General features: G+C 64.8%; 15 protein-coding genes. 10 read left to right on the forward strand and 5 right to left on the reverse strand.

Going from position 1 to position 18,200, the window contains the following annotated elements:
* Window positions 1-298: 298 nt before the first annotated feature.
* The 3 genes from E4634_RS19525 to E4634_RS19535 all read right to left on the reverse strand — a co-directional run bounded on the left by E4634_RS19525 (window position 299) and on the right by E4634_RS19535 (window position 2,131).
* Window positions 299-628: a hypothetical protein gene (locus E4634_RS19525; RefSeq protein WP_135446362.1), complete on the reverse strand. Its 330-nt coding sequence runs from the start codon at window positions 626-628 to the stop codon at window positions 299-301.
* A gap of 134 nt (window positions 629-762) precedes the next feature.
* Window positions 763-1,164 (reverse strand): hypothetical protein, encoded by a 402-nt coding sequence (locus E4634_RS19530; protein WP_135446363.1) that lies wholly within the window; start codon window positions 1,162-1,164, stop codon window positions 763-765.
* A gap of 151 nt (window positions 1,165-1,315) precedes the next feature.
* Complete coding sequence (locus tag E4634_RS19535; protein ID WP_135446364.1) at window positions 1,316-2,131, reverse strand: IclR family transcriptional regulator; 816 nt, start codon at window positions 2,129-2,131, stop codon at window positions 1,316-1,318.
* A 221-nt stretch (window positions 2,132-2,352) separates the two neighbouring features.
* Between E4634_RS19535 and E4634_RS19540 the strand changes: the two genes are divergently transcribed.
* The 3 genes from E4634_RS19540 to E4634_RS19550 all read left to right on the forward strand — a co-directional run bounded on the left by E4634_RS19540 (window position 2,353) and on the right by E4634_RS19550 (window position 6,393).
* On the forward strand, window positions 2,353-3,924 hold the full coding sequence (locus tag E4634_RS19540) for an acetate--CoA ligase (RefSeq protein ID WP_135446365.1): 1,572 nt from the start codon (window positions 2,353-2,355) through the stop codon (window positions 3,922-3,924).
* Window positions 3,925-3,942: 18 nt separating this feature from the next.
* On the forward strand, window positions 3,943-5,073 hold the full coding sequence (locus E4634_RS19545; RefSeq protein ID WP_135446366.1) for an FAS1-like dehydratase domain-containing protein: 1,131 nt from the start codon (window positions 3,943-3,945) through the stop codon (window positions 5,071-5,073).
* Between the two features lie 108 nt (window positions 5,074-5,181).
* Window positions 5,182-6,393, forward strand: a complete 1,212-nt coding sequence (locus tag E4634_RS19550; RefSeq protein ID WP_135446367.1) for a CaiB/BaiF CoA transferase family protein — start codon at window positions 5,182-5,184, stop codon at window positions 6,391-6,393.
* A gap of 118 nt (window positions 6,394-6,511) precedes the next feature.
* Here E4634_RS19550 and E4634_RS19555 read toward each other — a convergent pair whose 3' ends face one another.
* Complete coding sequence (locus E4634_RS19555) at window positions 6,512-8,104, reverse strand: SMP-30/gluconolactonase/LRE family protein (RefSeq protein WP_135446368.1); 1,593 nt, start codon at window positions 8,102-8,104, stop codon at window positions 6,512-6,514.
* Between the two features lie 297 nt (window positions 8,105-8,401).
* Between E4634_RS19555 and E4634_RS19560 the strand changes: the two genes are divergently transcribed.
* From E4634_RS19560 to E4634_RS21550, 4 genes are all read left to right on the forward strand, one after another.
* Complete coding sequence (locus E4634_RS19560) at window positions 8,402-9,313, forward strand: SDR family NAD(P)-dependent oxidoreductase (protein WP_135446369.1); 912 nt, start codon at window positions 8,402-8,404, stop codon at window positions 9,311-9,313.
* A gap of 44 nt (window positions 9,314-9,357) precedes the next feature.
* Window positions 9,358-11,064: a class I adenylate-forming enzyme family protein gene (locus E4634_RS19565; protein ID WP_135446370.1), complete on the forward strand. Its 1,707-nt coding sequence runs from the start codon at window positions 9,358-9,360 to the stop codon at window positions 11,062-11,064.
* A gap of 87 nt (window positions 11,065-11,151) precedes the next feature.
* The gene (locus E4634_RS21545) at window positions 11,152-11,778 is read left to right on the forward strand and encodes a TetR/AcrR family transcriptional regulator (protein ID WP_167854997.1); all 627 of its coding nucleotides are present in this window, start codon (window positions 11,152-11,154) and stop codon (window positions 11,776-11,778) included.
* Window positions 11,772-12,197 (forward strand): PaaI family thioesterase, encoded by a 426-nt coding sequence (locus E4634_RS21550; protein ID WP_167854998.1) that lies wholly within the window; start codon window positions 11,772-11,774, stop codon window positions 12,195-12,197. Before E4634_RS21545 ends, E4634_RS21550 begins: the two co-directional genes overlap by 7 nt.
* Before the next feature lie 39 nt (window positions 12,198-12,236).
* On the opposite strand, the gene E4634_RS19575 is transcribed toward E4634_RS21550, so the two are convergent.
* Window positions 12,237-13,643: an aromatic ring-hydroxylating oxygenase subunit alpha gene (locus E4634_RS19575; RefSeq protein ID WP_167854999.1), complete on the reverse strand. Its 1,407-nt coding sequence runs from the start codon at window positions 13,641-13,643 to the stop codon at window positions 12,237-12,239.
* Between the two features lie 232 nt (window positions 13,644-13,875).
* Here E4634_RS19575 and E4634_RS19580 point away from each other — a divergent pair, with 232 nt between their 5' ends.
* The 3 genes from E4634_RS19580 (at window position 13,876) to E4634_RS19590 (ending at window position 18,147) form a co-directional block, all read left to right on the forward strand.
* A complete protein-coding gene (locus E4634_RS19580) occupies window positions 13,876-15,198 on the forward strand; it encodes an amidohydrolase family protein (protein ID WP_135446373.1) in 1,323 nt (440 codons plus the stop codon).
* A gap of 18 nt (window positions 15,199-15,216) precedes the next feature.
* Window positions 15,217-16,068, forward strand: coding sequence for a TauD/TfdA dioxygenase family protein (locus E4634_RS19585; protein WP_135446374.1), 852 nt, complete (start codon window positions 15,217-15,219; stop codon window positions 16,066-16,068).
* Between the two features lie 168 nt (window positions 16,069-16,236).
* Window positions 16,237-18,147, forward strand: coding sequence for a flavin-containing monooxygenase (locus E4634_RS19590; protein ID WP_135446375.1), 1,911 nt, complete (start codon window positions 16,237-16,239; stop codon window positions 18,145-18,147).
* Window positions 18,148-18,200: the final 53 nt, after the last annotated feature.

Genomic DNA, 18,200 nt, shown 5'->3' on the forward strand with positions numbered 1-18,200 from the left:
CATATTACCCCTCATGCACAACCTTCTTGGCAACTGACAATTTAGTTGCGGACTCTGCCCAACCCAGATGTTGCATGTGACAACCCAACTTTGACGCACCAGGGAGTGGCGAAAGGCTGAGCCCCGCCACCGAAAGATGACGTTGGCAGCCGAGAGACAAAAAATGCCAGGGTAGCTAGCGAACGCATTTACTTAATCCCCACTTGCAACTACCACATAACGCTTCAAGCAGGGGCCCGCGTTAGCGGGTCCCGGCGCGAAGCGCCCTTGCTGCCTTGACTTGTTAAGGCGGCGCAAACTAGAGCTCTTGTATAAATCGAATTGAACTCATTTTCAGGAATACCTTCTTGCCTTCAGGGGTCTGCAATACCAGCGCCTCATCAAAGCCAGTAAAGGAAAATTGCCCCTCGCCTGGCTCAGTAGTTCCAAGAATGACTACCGACTCGAAAACACGTCCGTCGTTGATATGAATGCTGTAGGGAATGCCGGCTTTCAGATTTTCATCTACGTATGGAATAGACCTTTCGCGGACCTTCTTCTTTCGCCGTTCCTTTAAAGATGAGGAGATCCAAGCAACCAAGATCATCAAGATAATGATTGACACGATCACTGGCCATACAAATTCCACGTTATCCCCTTGTTTGCATGTGCTCACGAACGAGCCTTAACAGCTAAGTATATTGCGTGTGCACATGTAGGCACCTTTCCTACATGTAGCTAGAAAAGACTGTATGTGGTTGTTTGTGTTTAACGGTGCCCGCATCAAAACCTCAAACTCGTATCTATATCTGTACACAAATCCACCAGCCCCTCCTGCACCCGATGCGCAATCCCAAGCTGCACCGCTGTATCACGCCGCATCACCCAGGCCTGCCCTGTGCGACTCCACCAGGCCCCAGCCGCCTTCACTTTTTTTCTCAACTCGACATCTTCATAAGCAACGCGCAGCGCCACAACTTCATTGCGCCGGCAGGCATGGAGAGAAACATTTGAAATGTTCTTCTTGGGACGCTCCCGCTCATCAACAATAATCTCGATGGTCGTGAACAATTTGGAACCGCAATCCGACTCGCGGTAACGGACAGCGCACAGCTGGTCGCCGTAACGCCTGTGGAATCTTCGCGCGCCGCTATCGGCGGGCTGCATGGTTTTGATGACTCGCATTACCCCTCCCTGGGAATGAAGCCCGTTTAATGTCCTACGAAACCAGCGCAACGTCTAGCGTTGCCGGCACCTATTTTCGGCCAATTCCCGGAAATCGGGTCACCTGATGAAGGGGGCCCGCCATCGGCAAGGCGACATAGCCCAAAACGACTTACCCACCCTCACCCACCAACTGCGCCGACAACACCTCCGCCGCCGCAACCATCCGCTGCGCCAGTTCATCCAGCCCGGAACGCACCAGCGAACTACCCAGCCCCAGCGCCACCAGCGCATGGGTAAACTGCCCCGGCGCCTTCCACACCGGAGCCGCGACCACGGTAACCCCGGCAATATAGTTACCTGGGTCCACGGCATACCCCTGCACCTTGGTCTGCCGTACCTCCTCCAGCCACTGCTCAAAGCTCGGAGGCTCCTCCCAGCGCAATTGCGCGAAGCGCTCTGCGAGTTCCTCTTCGCTGAAGTCACTGCAGGCTGCAATGCAGCGGCCGGTCGCGCTGATCAACGAGGGGAAGCGCGCACCCACCTGGGCACTGATCTGCAGGTTGTTGCCGGCGCGGGAGATCGCCACCACCACCAGGTGATCCTCGCCGACCACGTTCACCCCCAGCATGGTCACGTCGAACTCGCTGCTGATGCGGTCCAGTACGGGCTGGGCGAGTTCGGTGAACTGGTTGCGGCGCAGCCACTGGCGGGCCAGGGTCAGTACGCCGGCCTCCAGCGAGTAGCGCTTGGTATCCGGGTCGAAGGCGACGAACTCCTCGGCCACGAGTGTGCGCAGCACATATAGGCAGGTGCTCGGCACCAGGCCCAGTTCGCGGGCGATGGTCTGCAGGCCCAGCGGCCGGTCACTGCGGCCGAGCAGCCGCAGGATAGCCGCAGCGCGGGAGATGGCGGGGGCTTTACTGTCCTTGACCGACTTGGCGAGCTTGCGGTCTTTGGCGGGGGCTTCTTTGGCTGTGCTGGTCATCGACTACCACCTTCGTTGCTGCCGGTACTGCTTCTATTACTCACCTTACAACTCGTTCGCTCAGCGTTGCGGCACTCAAGCCCCACTGGCAGACTTCAATATATCGAATTCTGTTCTATATTTACAACACATTTCGATTGTGGCATTGTGCCACTCCCGCCGGCGGTGCTCCGCACGCCCCGGCGCACCGCTTACCTGACCAGCCAGCACAAGAGCACAACATGGCCCGCCTGACCGACTACACATCCTTCGCCGACGCCCAGGCCCACGCCAGTTCCGCGGCACTGTGGGAACTGTTCGACGGCGACCGCGAGTTCCTGAACATCGCCCACGAGTGCATCACCCGCCACGCCGACGGCAGCGGCCGCACCGCGGTGCGCATCGCACACGCCGATGGCCAGGACGAGATCCTCAGCTTCGACGAGATCGCCGCGCGCTCGGCGCAGTTCGCCCACTGGCTGGTGGAACAGGGTATCGGTCCCGGCGAGCGCATCGCCTTCATGCTCGAACCCTCGCTGCCGTTCTACACCAGCCTGTTCGGCGCGATGATGACCGGTGCGATCAGTGTGCCACTGTTCACCCTGTTCGGCCTCGACGGTCTGCGCCTGCGTGTCGATGACTGCAAGCCCAGCCTGTTGGTCACCAATGAAGAGAAAGCCGACATCGCCCACCAGGTGGAGGGCCTGAAGGTCGTCGTGGCCAACGACGCCCTGCTGGAGACCATCAGCAAATACCCAACGACCTTCGAAGCGAAGACCAAAGCCACGGACATGGCGGTGTTCCAGTACACCTCGGGCACCACCCGCGAGTTGCCCGCGGCGGTCAAGCACACGCACAAGTCGCTGGTCACCCTGATGTTCGCCGCCCTGTACGGCACCGGCATCCGCCCCGGCGACGAGTACTTCTGCCCGTCGTCCCCGGCCTGGGGTCACGGCCTGTGGCACGGCACCCTCGCGCCGCTGGCGCTGGGCGTCACCACCGGCACCTTCGCCGGCAAGTTCGACGCAGTGCGCCTGATGCAGGCGCTGCAGGATTACAAGATCACCAACATGTCCGCCGCCGCCACCCACTACCGGATGATGAAAAACTCCGGCAAGGGCGGTGATTTCAGCTTCGCCATCAAAAAGCTCTCCTTCACCGGCGAGCCCTGCGACCCGGCGACGCTGGAGTTTATCGACCAGACTTTCCACGTCCCGGCCTGCAGCATGTACGGCACAACGGAGATCGGCGTGGTGTTGGTCAACTTCCCCGGCGCGGAAGACTACGAAGTAAAGCCCGGCTCCCTGGGCAAGCCGATTCCCGGCCTCAAGCTGCAGGTACAGCGCGCCGACGGCACGGAAACCGGGCCGGACGAAGTGGGCGAATTGATGCTGTGGAAGCGCGACCACTGGGAGACCACCAAGGATCTCGCGCGACGCGACGCAGAGGGTTACCTCTACCACTGCGGCCGCGCCGACGACGTGATCATCTCCGCCGGCTGGACCATGTCCGCGGTGGAGATCGAGAACACCCTGCTCAAGCACGACGCGGTGGACGAAGTCGCCGTGATCGGCGTTCCCGACGAAACCCGCGGCCAGGTGGTCAAGGCCTTCGTCGTCAGCAAGCAAGCCCCCTCGGACCCACTGGTCGAGGAGTTACAGAAATTCACGCGCGAGCGCCTCGCCCAGCACGAGTTCCCGCGCATCGTCGAATTTGTGAGTGAATTGCCCAAGACCCCCGCGGGCAAGGTTCACCGCAAGGTTCTGCGCGACCGCGAAGCCGCCAAGGCAACCGCGGCCGTCGCCAGCAATTAAAAGCCAGGAGTACTTACCATGACATCCGCAAACAAGTTCCCGAAAATCACTGAGGAAGGCCTCAACGAGCTGCGCGAGCGCATCGGTGTGAAGATCACCAACACCGTCGAGCCGTGGAACTACGAGGCGACCCGCGACGCGATCCGTCACTACGCCCACGGCATCGGTGACGACAACCCCCTGTGGTGCGACCCGGAGTACGCCAAGGGCACCAAGTACGGCGACATCGTTGCCCTGCCCAGCTTCATGTTCACCACCAGCCGCATTATTTCCGGCTACTGCGGCGGCCTCTCCGGCGTTCACGCCATGTGGGCCGGCGCCGACTGGACCTGGCACAAGCCGGTCATGCGCAACGACGAGATCCACACCGAGGCCTACCTGAAGGACCTGATCGAGCACCAGACCCGCTTCGCCGGGCGCTCCTTCCAGCAGATCTACCACGTGGACTTCTTCAACCAGCACGGCGACAAGGTCACCGAAGCCGACAGCTGGGTATTCCGCACCGACCGCGACGAAGCTCGCGAGCGCGGCACCAAGTACGACAGCGTCAAGGGCAAGGTCGAGCAGCTCTCCGACGAGCAGCTGGCCGAGTGGGGCAAGCTGTACGCCAACGAGGAAATCCGCGGCGCCAACACCCGTTACTGGGAAGACGTCACTGAAGGCGAAGAACTGCAGCGCATGATGAAAGGCCCGATGACCGTCACCGGTTTCATCTGCTACGCCCAGGGCTGGGGCGGCCTCTACATCCGCTCCAACAAGCTGGCGTGGAAGATGCAGCAGGCGCACCCGGGCCTGGCCATCAAGAACCGCTTCAACATCCCCGACTGCCCCGAGCGCGTACACTGGGATGACGACTTCGCCAAGGAAGTGGGCACCCCCGGCGCCTACGATTACGGCCCGGAGCGCACCTCCTGGCTGACCCACCACTGCACCAACTGGATGGGCGACGACGGCTTCCTGCACAAGCACAAGAGCCAGATCCGCCGCCACAACCCGGACGGCGATGTGATCTTCATCGACGGCAGCGTGACCCGCAAGTTCGAGGAAGACGGCAAGTTCTACGTGGAAGTCGCGCAGCGCGCGGAAACCCACCGCGGCGAACTGTCCGCCACCGGCTCCGCCATCATCCAGCTGCCCAGTCGCGGCTGAGCAACGCAGTAAGCAACCACCCTCCCTCTCCGGGGAGGGTGGTTTTTTTGCCTCACGGTGTATGATCCCGCACCCGATAACAGCCGGACAGTAAACAGGCACGAGAACATGCAGGACACCGACACCCCCTGGGCCGGACCCCTCGCGGGCCTCCGCGTCCTCGACCTCACCCGCGTACTGGCCGGGCCCTCCGCCGCACTGGCGCTGGCAGACCTCGGCGCCGAAGTCATCAAGGTGGAACCCCCGGGCAGCGGCGACGAAACGCGCTCCTTCCCGCCCTTTCGCGACGGCGAGAGCCACTACTTCCTGAGCATCAACCGCGGCAAGAAGAGCATCGTCATCGACCTCAAGACCGAGGCGGGCGTGCAGCTGGTCAAAGACCTCGCGGCGAAGTGCGACGTGCTGGTGGAGAACTACCGGCCGGGCGTCATGGACCGCTTCGGCCTGGGTTACGACGTACTCAGCGCAGTGAACCCCGGCCTCATCTACTGCTCCATCTCCGGCTTTGGCCAGGAAGGGCCGCTGTCACACAAACCGTCTTTCGATATCGTGCTGCAGGCGCTGTCCGGCGCGCTCAGCGTCAATGGCGAACCCGGCGCCATGCCCACCAAGATGGGCATCCCGCTGGGCGACCTGGTCGGCGGCATCAACGGCCCCATCGGCATTCTCGCCGCCCTGCACGAGCGCCATCACACCGGCCGCGGCAGGCATATCGACGTCAGCCTGCTGGACGGCATGCTGGGTATGCTCGGCTACCTGGCGCAGCTCGCGTTTTTCACCGGCCAGGACCCACAACCGCAGGGCTCGCAGCACCCCAACCTGGTGCCCTACGGCGCCTTCCCGGCCAGCGACGGCTCGATCATCGTCGCCTGCCTGACCAACAGCTTCTGGGCGCGCATCTGCACCGCCATCGGCCAGCCAGAGCTGATCGACGACGAGCGCTTCGACATGATCGAGAAACGGCGCAACAACCGCGAGCAGGTCAATGCCATCGTCGCGAGCTTCACCCGGCAACACACGGTGGCCGAACTTGTGGAACTGTTCAGCGAACACCAGGTGCCCAATGCGCCGATCCTCGGCATCGGCGACGCGCTGACGCAGCCGCAGGCCCAGGTACGGGAAATGGTGGTGCAGACCGAGCACACGAAACTGGGCAGCATCCCCATCGTCAACCGGCCGATCAAGTTCGCCGATGCACCGCAGCCGGTGCCCACGGCGCCGCCGGTACTCGGCGAGCACACGGACAGCATTCTCGACGAGATGCTGTCACTGAGCGCCGAGGACATCGCCCGCCTGCGCGCGGACGGGATTGTTTCCTGAGAGCTGCCGCCCTGGGAATCAGAAAGCTTTGGCAGTTGCGGGAAAGAGTTTGTTGGTAGTACGGGAACATCGCGCAGGGCGCATCCATGCGCCGCTGCGATCCGGAAGAAACTGCCGCCTAGGCGGGGTGCAGGGCGAGTACGCTGCCCTCGGCGTCGCCGCACACGTAGATCACGCCATCCGGCGCCACGGCGATGCCGGTGAAGTTGCCCATCGGGCCGCACATGTCGCCGACCCCGCCGAGTTGCTTGCGCACCACACCCTCCGGCGCCCCCACCGGCAGGCCGTTGGCGAGCTCGCGCCGCGCGCCGCTGGCCGGGTCTACCGCGAACAGCGACTGGCTGGCGATATCCAACACGTACAGCGTTTTGCCGTCGAAGGCGATGCCCTCGGGCTGGCCGAGGCCGTCCACCACGGTGTCGCGGCGTCCGCCGGCGATGCGCACTACGCGGCCAGCGCCGGCCTCGGCGACAAAACAGGCGTCGCCGTCCACTGCCACGCCCTTGGGCTGGTCCAGGCCGCCGGCCAGTTCGCGCACGCCGCCGGCTTCCGTGGCGAGCAGGCGACCGGTGCCGAATTCGGCGAACACCGGGATACCGCCGGAGGTCAGGGCCACGCCCATCAACTGGTCGAAGCCATCGGCGAGGAATTCACTTTCGCTGGCGGCCGGGCGGAAACGCGCCAACTGGCCGTTGGCGGTAGTCACCAGCCATTCGCCGGGGCCGCTGGCGACAGCGCCGCGGCAATAGCCGGGGAAGCCCGGGGAGAACAGCATGCCGGCCAGCTGCAGTTCGCCGCCCGGTTGCAGGGTGTAGGTAAAGCCGCCGTCGACCACGAACAACTCGCCGCCGGCACCGACCGCGATATCCAGCGGCCACTGCAGGCCGCCGGGCACCAGCGGGCGGAACTCGCCGGGAGCGACGATCTCGTTGACGTCGCCGGAGATACTGGAGACGAACAGGCGGTCGCCGACGAAGGTGCAGTTGTCCAGGCCCGGGGCGATGTTGGCGAGCACGGTCTGCTCGCCCGTGCGCGGGTCGATGCGCAGCACCTGGCCACTGGCCACCTGGGTGGAGACGATAAAGCCCTGGGAATCGAACTTGACCGAGTCCGGTACACCGAGACCGGTGGCGACGACTTCCGGCGCGCCGCCGTCGAGGTCCACGCGCCAGATCTCGTTGGCGCCCATCACCGGGAAATACAGCTTGCCGTCGGGGCCGACCTCGAAGGCGTTGGGCATGGGCACGTCGGCGAGAATCACGCGCGCCTCGCCGCTGTCGCGGTCGAGTTCCATGATGCGCCCGCCGACGCGGCACTCGCCGGCAATCAGCCGGTCGTTGTGCATGGTGATCGGGTTGGCGCAGGGCATGTCACCGTTGACCACGCGGTAGTCGCCGCGCGGCGTACGCACGCTGACCAGGCCGCGGGTGATCTCGGTGGCGTAGAGGTTGCCGGCGCTGTCGAAGGCGAGGTCATCGGGGCCGACGATGTCACCGCCCAGCGGGCTAATGGTTTCAACCTCACCGCTGTCGATATCGATGGCACTCACCTGGCTGCCCGCCACCTGGGCCACGTAGACACGGCCGTCGGCGCCGGTGCGCATGCCGTTGGCACCAAACAGGCGGCTGGGGCGGGTGAGGCGTTCGAGCTGCCAGCCCTCGGCGAGGCTGGCGGGATGTGCAGCGTGGTAGCGGCCACTCAATGATGACACTCGGGTTTCCTCCCTCGGCTTTTGTTCGGATTTTATCGAAGTCGCGATTCGCGCTTGCCTGTCGGCGTTCCGGCATCCGGAAATCGCACAGGGAAAATCGCATCATTGGAATCGCGGCTGGGAGCAATTATTATTTGCAGCATCCCTATCAGGTTCCGCGCCACGGCGGGCCAGCGCAGCGGTACAATGGCGGAAAAAATAGTGGTTTGCAACAGCCGCCAATGAACAACGTGTTGCTTGAAAGCACATCACCACCAACATCATAACTAGATCGGGCAACCACCGGAGAATCGCTGAATGTCGCAACTGAATTTTGAAAATCGCGTCGCCGTTATCACCGGCGCCGGCCGCGGCCTGGGCCGCAGTTACGCGCTGCTGCTGGCCGCGCGCGGGGCGCGGGTGGTGGTCAACGACATCGGCTCCAGCGTGCAGGGCGAAGGCGCCGACCTGGGCCCCGCCGAGGAAGTGGTGGCGGAAATCCGCGCCGCCGGCGGCGAGGCCGTGGCCTGTACCGACAGCGTGGCCACTGTCGAGGGCGGCAAGGCCATCGTGCAGTGCGCCATGGACAGCTTCGGCCAGGTCGACATCCTCATTCACAACGCCGGCAACGTGCGTCCCGCGCCCCTCGACGAGATCAGCTACGAGGATTTCGAGAGTGTGCTCGACGTCCACCTGCGCGGCGGTTTCCACGTGCTGCGCCCGGCCTTTCCGCTGATGCGCGATGCCGGCTACGGGCGCATCGTGCTGACCAGCTCGATCAACGGCATCTACGGCAACGCCAAGGCGGTGAACTACTCGGTGTCCAAGGCCGGTCTGATCGGCCTGTCCAACGTCGCCGCCATCGAGGGCGCCGAGTTCGGCATCAAAAGCAACGTCATCCTGCCGGCGGCGGTCACGCGCATGGCGGACGGCCTGGACACCAGCGCCTACCCGCCCATGGACCCGGAACTGGTGGCCCCCGCGGTGGGCTGGCTGGCTCACGAGCGCTGCTCGGTGAGCGGCGAGATGCTCATCGCCCTGGCCGGGCGCATCGCCCGCGCCTACGTGGTCGAGTCCCCCGGCGTGTACCGGCCGAGCTGGACCATCGAGGACGTGGACGCCGAGATGGGCGCGATCCGCGAGGGCGGCGAGCCGCTGCATTTCGCGCCGGCGCCCAGCGGGCACATAGACCACCTCCGCTACAGCTTCGGCGTCGCCTCCGGCAACTGACGCCCAGCGTATACCGATAACGAATTGCAGGACCCCACTCAGCCATGAACAATCCCACCGCCGCAAGCAAGCCGCTGTCCCTGGTCAAGGGCATCCCCCTCGAAGAAGAGGCCGCCGTCGGTGCCCTCACCCTGGGCGGCTACCTCGACGAACTCGCCGGCCGCTTCGGCCCGCGCGAAGCCGCCAACATGCGCACGGCGGATGGCAGCGTGGTGCGCTGGACCTACGACGAGCTGCACGCGCGCTCGGTGGACGTGGCCCGCGCCCTGCTCGCCTGCGGCGTCGGCAAGGGCACCCGGGTGGGCATCCTGATGACCAACCGGCTGGAGTACCTCTCGGCCTTCTTCGGCATCGCCATGGCCGGCGGCGTGGCCACCACCATGAGCACCTTCTCCACCGCCGCGGAGCTGGAAGTGCTGGTGGCGAAGTCCGGTTGCAGCGTCCTGCTGCTGGAGCGCAATGTCCTCAAGAAGGACTTCGCCGCCATGCTCACCGAGATGGAACCGCAGGTCGGCAGCAGCGCCCCGGGCGCCATCCACTCGCTGAAATTCCCGTTCCTGCGCTACATCGCCGCGGTGGACGAGGCGCCGGCGCAGGGCGCGGTAGAGGGCTGGGCGCCGTTCCTGGCCCGCGGCGAGGGCATCGATCCGGCGCTGGTGGCCGCCACCGCCGCCACCGTCACCCCCGCCGACCCCGGCGTACTGTATTTCTCCTCCGGCTCCACCGGCGTGCCCAAGGGCATTCTCAGCGCCCACCGCGGCGTGTGCCTGCAGCTGTGGCGCTGGCACACCTGGCTGGGCGCCAGCGACGACGTGCGCGGCTGGCCGGCCAACGGCTTCTTCTGGGCGGGTAACTTCGCCTGGGTGGTGGGCGGCTCGCTCTCCGGCGGCGGCACCCTGGTGATGCAGCCGACCTTCCAGGCCGAGGAGGCCCTGGCCCTGATGGAGGAGGAGAAGGTCAACTTCATCGCCGCCTGGCCGCACCAGTGGGCGCAGCTGATGGACGCCAAGAACTGGCTGGAGGTAGACCTCTCGGCCATGAAGTACATCGACAAGTTCTCGCCCCTGGCCGGCCACCCCAGTATCGACAGCGACTGGATCGAACCGGCCGCCGCCTACGGGAACACCGAGACCTTCACCCTGGTCACGGTGTACCCGGCGAACACGCCCAAGGAGATCAGCACGGGCACCCACGGCGTGCCCACCGCCGGCACCACGATTCGCATCGTCGACCCGCTCAGCGGCGAGATAACCCCGCTGGGCGAGCCCGGCGAGATTACCGTCAAGGGCCCCACCCTGATGCTCGGCTACCTCGGCATCCCGCTGGACGAGAGCCTGGACGACGACGGCTACCTGCACACCGGCGACGGCGGCTTTATCGACGAGCAGGGCCGGCTGATCTGGGAGGGGCGCCTCAACGACATCATCAAGACCGGCGGCGCCAACGTCTCGCCGGTGGAAATCGATATCGTCATCGCCAAGTGTCCCGGGGTGAAGGTGACCAAGACCGTCGGCGTGCCCGACGAGCTGCTCGGCGAGCGCGTGGTCGCCTGCATCGTCCCCCAGGACGGCGTCGAGCTCAGCGCGGAAACCGTGCGCGCGTTTGCCAAGCAGCAGCTGGCGAGTTACAAGGTACCCAGGGAAGTGCTGTTTTTTGCCGAGAGCGAGCTGGAACTCACCGGAAGTGCCAAGGTCAAGAGTTCCGAACTTCGGGACCTGGCCACCCGGCGCCTGTCCGCACAGCAGGGCTAGCACGCTCGCCTCACTCACTGGGCCGACTGCAGGCGCCGCAAGACAAGCGGCTCCCCGGTGCGGTCCAAGCTACCACAGGAAGGTACAATGTCAGGAAGATCACGCGGCCGCCCCCGGCTGGAAGAAGTAGCGGGAATTGAAAACAGGCTGCTGAAAATAGCGCTGAAGGAATTTCTCGACCAGGGTTATGGCGGCACCTCCATGACCCGCATCGTGCAGCTCGCGGGCGTGTCCAAGACCACGCTCTACTCGCGCTTTCCCTCCAAGGAAAAACTGTTCCAGGCGATCATGTACCAGCAGATCAAACGCATCGCACCGGACCGCGACCTGGAGGCCTTCGAGGGCGCCCCGGATCTCGAGGCCGGCCTCAAGGCCTACGCCAACCGCGTGCTGCAACTGGGCCTGCGCGGCGACCTGCTGGGCATCAACCGCCTCATCTACAGCGAATCCCACCGCTTCCCGGAACTCGGCGCCGCCGCTGCCAAGCGCACCCAGGTGGGCGTGGGACGGATCGCCAAATTCATCGAGGAGTGCGCCGAGGCCCGCGGCGAGACCTGCGTGGATGCCAGGGGCGCGGCGGAGACCTACATCCTCACCCTGCGCGGCTGGTACGTGGACGCCATGCTCACCAACCAGAAAGTGCCCGCCGCCGAGCGCCAGCGCTGGGTGGACCGCGCCGTGCGCACCCTGATCAGCAGCGCGGCGCAGTGGTGACGACAGCGCCGGGGCAGTGGAAACGCAAGGCGCTGCCGGGTATCCCGGCCTCGCTGGAGGCGCTGCACGTACGCCGCGACGAACAGGGGTTTCACTACGCGGTGGCGCTGGACGAGCGCCACGTCAACGGCCAGGGCTTCATCCACGGCGGCGTGCTGGTCACGTTCCTGGACCACGCCCTGTCACTGCTGGTGTGGGAGGCCACCGGTCGCGCCCACTGCTCCACCGTGCAACTGGACAGCCACTTCCTCAAGGCCCTGCGGCCCCCGGTATTCGTCGAGCTCGAGGGTGAAATCCTGCGCCAGGGGCGCAACCTCGCCTTCGCGCGGGGCATCCTGCGCGTGGACGGGGAGAGCGTGATGGAGGCCACGGGCACCTGGAACGTGGTGCGTGCGACCCCGGAAGGTGACAGCGAGTAAGCGCCCGGGCTCAGGCAGCCCAGGCGCTACCAGCGCAGGTCAGGACTGCAGGTAGCGGTCCATCTCCTCGTGCATGTTGAGAATCATCTTCTCCTGGTGTGAGGCCAGCCAGGCCTGCTTCATGCCGCGAGCGTGAAGCCCTTTCTGCACGCGCGGCAGGTTGCTGAGGTCCTGGCGCGGAATCAGCCCCAGGTCCTGTTCCGGGTCGACCACATCCTGCACCACGGAGCGCTCCGGTTGTACCGCAGCCGGCAGGGTTTTCACCGAGCGAATCTCGAATATGCACTGGTCCGGGTCCGTGGGGTGCGGCAGGGCGCGGTAGATCGCCGCGTTACCCGCCTGCGGCAGGATCAGGATATTGGGGAAGATGAAGTTCACGCCGCCCCACTTGCCCACGTTCTCCGCGGTCATCTTCGGCATCGGCCGGCCCTGCTCCGCCGCGGTGGTGTACTGCAGCTTCACGTACTCGGCGCCGACATTGGCATCCGCCGGCAGGTCCCGGTCCTTCAGGGTCAGCAGCAGGTCGATGTCGTCCTTGAGGATCATCGCGCCCAGGCCCTCGGCGGTGAGGTTCATGCGCGCGGCCATGGCGTCCACCAGGCTGGCGACGCTCTGGATCTGCTCCTGTACGTGCCCGGCGATCGGCGTCTTGGAACCGCCGTAGAAACAGCCGTGGCCGTTGTCGCGCGCCTCGTAGGTGAGGTCCTGGAAGAACATCTCGCCCTCGGTGCGGTCGCCGTAAACCACCTCGCTGCCTACTTTCTCCAGCTGCGGGTGGGTGGCGGAGACGTGGTAGGCCTCGAAGAACGCCTCCTGGGCGACCTTCCAGTTGCAGGGAATCGGCGCGCGCTTCCACCACACGTGGTGCATGTCACCGAGTACGAAGTCGTCGAGGAACTCGCGCATCGGCGCGATGAACTCGGCGAAGGGCTGCGGCGCGGGGTCGAGGTTGATGAACACGAAGCCGGCGTAGACCTCGCAGTGCACGCTGCGCAGGGCGACGTCGGCATCCTGCAACTGGCCGCCGTTGAACTCCTCGCGCGCCAGTACCATCTGGATGTCGCCCTCCAGGTTCCAGCGCCAGCCGTGGAACGGGCAGATGATGCGGCCCTTGTCGAAGTGGCCACAGTCCTCGCCGAGGGTGGTGCCGCGGTGGGGACAGAAGTTGTAGTAGGCCTTCACCGTGTCTTCGTTCACGCGCACCAGCAGGATCGACTGGTCGCCGATGGTGTAGGTGGTGAAGTCGCCCTCGGCGGGAATCTCGTCGAGGCGCGCAGCCACCTGCCAGACCCGGCTCCACAGCTTCTCGAATTCGAGCTTTGCGAACTCGGGGTCGATATAGCGACCCACACCCAGCCCCTGCGCCAGGGTGCGCCAGGCGGCGGGCCAGTCGTCGTTGCTTGAGGGGGTATCGCCGGCGACGCCGGGGCGAAGAATTGCGCTCATGGTGGTGATCCTCATTTATGTTTTTACGCGGTCGCCAAACCGCTGGCGCCGCTGCTTTCATGCAGGCCTACTATCGTGGGCGAGGGTTCGGGGATCGTCGTTGATTTAGGTCAATGCCCGGTTCTACAGCTTCGTCCATCGTAGTCTCGAGCCCCCGCCCGCAGGAAAACGCTTCCGGTTGCTCCGCGGTGAGGCAGTACTAAAAACGATAGAACGACCTGGAGACTACGCGATGAAAATGGAAGACATGGTGATTATCAGCGTTGACGATCACATTGTTGAACCGCCGGACACCTTCGAAAAACACCTGAGCGGCGACGCCAAAGCGAGCGCCCCGCAGTTCCACACCACCGAGAGCGGCGCCAACTACTGGACCTACCAGGGCATGACCATGGCCTCCGTCGGCCTCAACGCGGTAGTCGGCCGCGTGCCCGAGGAGTACGGCATGGAGCCGCAGTCCCTGGCGCAGATGCGCAAGGGCTGCTTCGACCCGAAAGCGCGCCTGGAAGACATGGACATCAACGGCATCGCCGCCTCCCTGAACTTCGGCAGCATCGGCGGCTTCGACGGCAGCCGCTGCTTCCACATGGCACCGGACAAGGAACAGGCGCTGGTGCACCTGCGCGCCTACAACGACTGGCACATCCAGGACTGGTGCGCCACCGACCCCGGCCGCTTCATCGCCTGCGGCATCCTGCCCACCTGGGACATGGACGCCACCGTCGCTGAATTGAAGCGCCTGCGCGAGATGGGCTGCACCGCGGTCTCGCTGACCGAGAACCCGACCAAGATCGGCCTGCCCAGCATCCACAACGCCTACTGGGAACCGATGTGGAAAGCCCTGGTGGAAAACGACATCACCACCTGTCTGCACATCGGTTCCGGCAACCCGCAGCCCCACGCCTCCGACGAGACCCCGATCGAGGCCTGGATCACCACCATGCCCATGTCCGTGGCCGTGGGCGCCGCCGACTGGCTGAGCCTGGAAGCCCTGCTGCGCTACCCGGACCTCAAGATCTTCCTCTCCGAGAGCGGCATCGGCTGGATTCCCTACTTCATGGAACGCGCCGACTTCAGCCACTCCAGGCACACCGCCTGGACCAACTCCGACTACGCCGGCATGAAGCCCAGCGACGTGTTCAAGCGCCACTTCATGACCTGCTTCATCGACGACGCCTTTGGCCTGAAGAACCTCGACGACGTCGGCGAGGACATGGTCGCCTACGAGTGCGACTACCCGCACTCCGACGCCCTGTGGCCGGAAGTGCCCGAGTTCCTGTGGAAGAGCTTCCAGGGCCTCAACCTCTCCGACGCACAGATCGACAAGGTGACCCACGCCAACGCCGCGCGCTGGCTGAACTTCGACCTGTTCAAGCACCACACGCGCGAGGAACTGACCGTGGGTGCCCTGCGCGCCCAGGCCAAGGCGGAAAACGTCGACGTCACCCCGATCTCCACCGGCGGTTCCGCACCGCTGGAGGAAGGCGAGGCGAAGCGTCGTGTCACCTCCGGCGACATCATGAAGATGATGACCCGCCAGGCCAAGGTCGGCTGAAGCCGCAAGGAGGCAGATATGAGTACTGCAATCGCAAGCGCGCAGGATATCCTGGCGCGCCTTGAGGCCAGCGACATCTCGCCGGCCATCGGCAGCCGGGTGGGCCTGTCCAAGGCCGACCTGCTCAGCGGCAACTACGCCGCCGACCTGCGCGACCTGCTGGAACAGCGCGGGGTGCTGGTGTTCCCCGAGATCAACTTCAGCGACGAGGAGCAGGTCGCGTTCACCGAGACCATGGGTACCTTCCTGCCGGAGATGAAAGGCCAGACGGTCTACAACATCTCCCTGGACAAGGAGAAGAACCCGAATCGCGACTACCTCAAGGGCTCGTTGTACTGGCACATCGACGGCACCATGAACAAGGTGCCGATCGGCGCTGCCGTGCTGTCGAGCAAGGTACTGCCCACCTGGGGCGGCAACACCGAGTTCTGCAACACCTACGCCGCCTACGAGGCCCTGCCCGAGGAGAAAAAGCGCGAGGTGGAAAACCTGCGCGTGGTGCACGCCATGTGGGTGACCCAGCTGTACCACAACCCGGAGCCAAAGATCGAAGACCTGGAGCAGTGGATGTCCATGGGCCAGATCGAACTGCCCCTGGTGTGGAACCACAAGTCCGGCCGCAAGTCGCTGGTGCTCGGCAACACCGCGCACTACGTGGTCGGCATGGACCCGATGGAAAGCGCCCGGCTGCTGCACGGCCTGCGCGACTGGGCGACCCGCCCCGAGTTCGTCTACAGCCACGAGTGGTCCGTCGGCGACGCGGTGATGTGGGACAACACCGGCACCATGCACCGGGCCATGCCCTACGACCCGGACTGTGGCCGCCTGCTGCACCGCACCAAGACCGCGGGCGAGGAACCCATCGCCTGAGCGCGACGCCGGCCCCCGGGCCGGTCCCTTCACTTCCCCGACCCGCCGCGTTGATTTGCATCAAGGCGGCGGGTTTTTCAGCACCGGCCTATTGTAATCAACATCGTTGTTTATTACCCTGGCACGCAGATTCGCACCAACCGCGCACCGCACAAGGGAGACGCCACAATGATAAACACCCGCTCACCGAACCTGCCCACCAGCGACCAGATCGATATCGCCGCGCTCAAGGCGCGCTACCGCGCCGAGCGCGACAAGCGCATGCGCCAGGAGGGCCAGGCCCAGTACGTGCGCCCGGTCGGCGAGTTTGCCGACAGCTACGAGGCGGACCCGTATACCCCGGTCACCCCGCGCGAGGCGCTGGATGAGGACCTTGAGATCGCCATCCTCGGCGGCGGCTGGTCCGGCATCATGGCCGGCGTGCAGCTGCGCAGGGCCGGCCTCGACGATTTCCGCAACATCGACCACGCCGGCGACTTCGGCGGCGTCTGGTACTGGAACCGCTACCCCGGCCTGCAGTGCGACAACGACGCCTACTGCTACCTGCCGATGCTGGAAGAAACCGGCTTCATGCCGAGCAAGAAATTCACCGACGGCTTCGAGATCCTCGAGTACTCCCAGGACATCGCGCGCCGCTACAAGCTGTACGACAAGGCCCTGTTCCACACCATGGTCAACGGCCTGCGCTGGGACCAGGACATCCAGCGCTGGCGTATCACCACCGCCCAGGGCGACGAAATCCGCGCGCGCTTCGTGATCATGGCCAACGGCCTGCTCAACATTCCCAAGCTGCCCGGCATTCCCGGCATCGACAAGTTCCAGGGCCACATGTTCCACACCGCACGCTGGGACTACGACTACACCGGCGGCAGCCAGAAGAACCCGGTGCTGGACAAACTCAAGGACAAGAAAGTGGCCATCGTCGGCACCGGCGCCACCGCCATCCAGCTGGTGCCCTTCCTCGGCAAGTACAGCGAGCACTTCTACGTGCTGCAACGCACCCCGTCCTGCGTGGATTCCCGGCGCAACTCCGAGACCGACCCGGAGTGGGCGAAGAGCCTCAAGCCGGGCTGGCAGGAGGAGCGCCGCGCCAACTTCCACCGCGGCGCCAACGAGCGTTTCCAGCCCCGCGAGAAAGACCTGATCTGCGACATCTGGACCGAGGTGAACCGCAACCTGGCCGCCGAACTCGAGGAGCAGGACTGGCCGGAGCTGAGTGCGGAGGATTTCGCCGCACGCTATGAAGACATGGACTTCCGCGTCATGGAGCGCCTGCGCCAGCGCGTGGACGAAATCGTCAAGGACCCGGAGACCGCCGACAAACTCAAGCCCTGGTACCGCTACCAGTGCAAGCGCCCGACCTCCAACGACAACTACTACGCCACCTTCAACCAGCCCAACGTCACCCTGCTGGATGTTGCCGCGACCCGCGGCGTGGAACGCATGACCGAGAAGGGCTTCGTGGTCGACGGCGTGGAGTACGAGGTGGACTGCATGATCTTCGCCAGCGGCTACGAGGTCACCAGCGACCTCGACCGCCGCTGGGGCTTCGCCACCTTCGAAGGGCGCGACGGCCTGTCGATCTACGACCACTGGCGCGGCGGCCTGAAAACCATGCACGGGGTGATGACCAACGGCTTCCCCAACCTGTACATCATCGGCCTCAACCAGGGCGGCCTCAACTCCACCCTGACCAAGAACTTCGAGGAACAGAGCGCGCATGTCGCCTACATCATCGGCGAGGCGATCAAGCGCGGCGCGGCGACCATCGAGCCGAGCAAGGCGGCGCAGGACGGCTATGTGCAACACCTGCGCGATACCGAGATCGACCGCACCGAGTGGATTCGCGACTGCACCCCGAGCTACTTCAACAACGAGGGCAAGCCGGACCTCGACGAGAACGGCAACGAGCGCTACCGCTTCTACCTGGGCGATGTCTACGGCCCGGGCTGGGATGCCTTCGTGAAACTGCTGGCGGACTGGCGCGCCGACGGCAAGCTGGAGGGCCTGGTGCTCGAGGGTTCACGGGACAGCGCGGCCAGCGACGCCGCCCAGGCTCCCACCGCCGAGCCGGCCTGAAGACCCGCGGGCGGTACGCCGCCCGCGTCAACCAGACCCTGATAACGATTATA

The organism is Mangrovimicrobium sediminis (assembly GCF_004745945.1).
Taxonomy (GTDB): Bacteria; Pseudomonadota; Gammaproteobacteria; order Pseudomonadales; family Halieaceae; genus Mangrovimicrobium; species Mangrovimicrobium sediminis.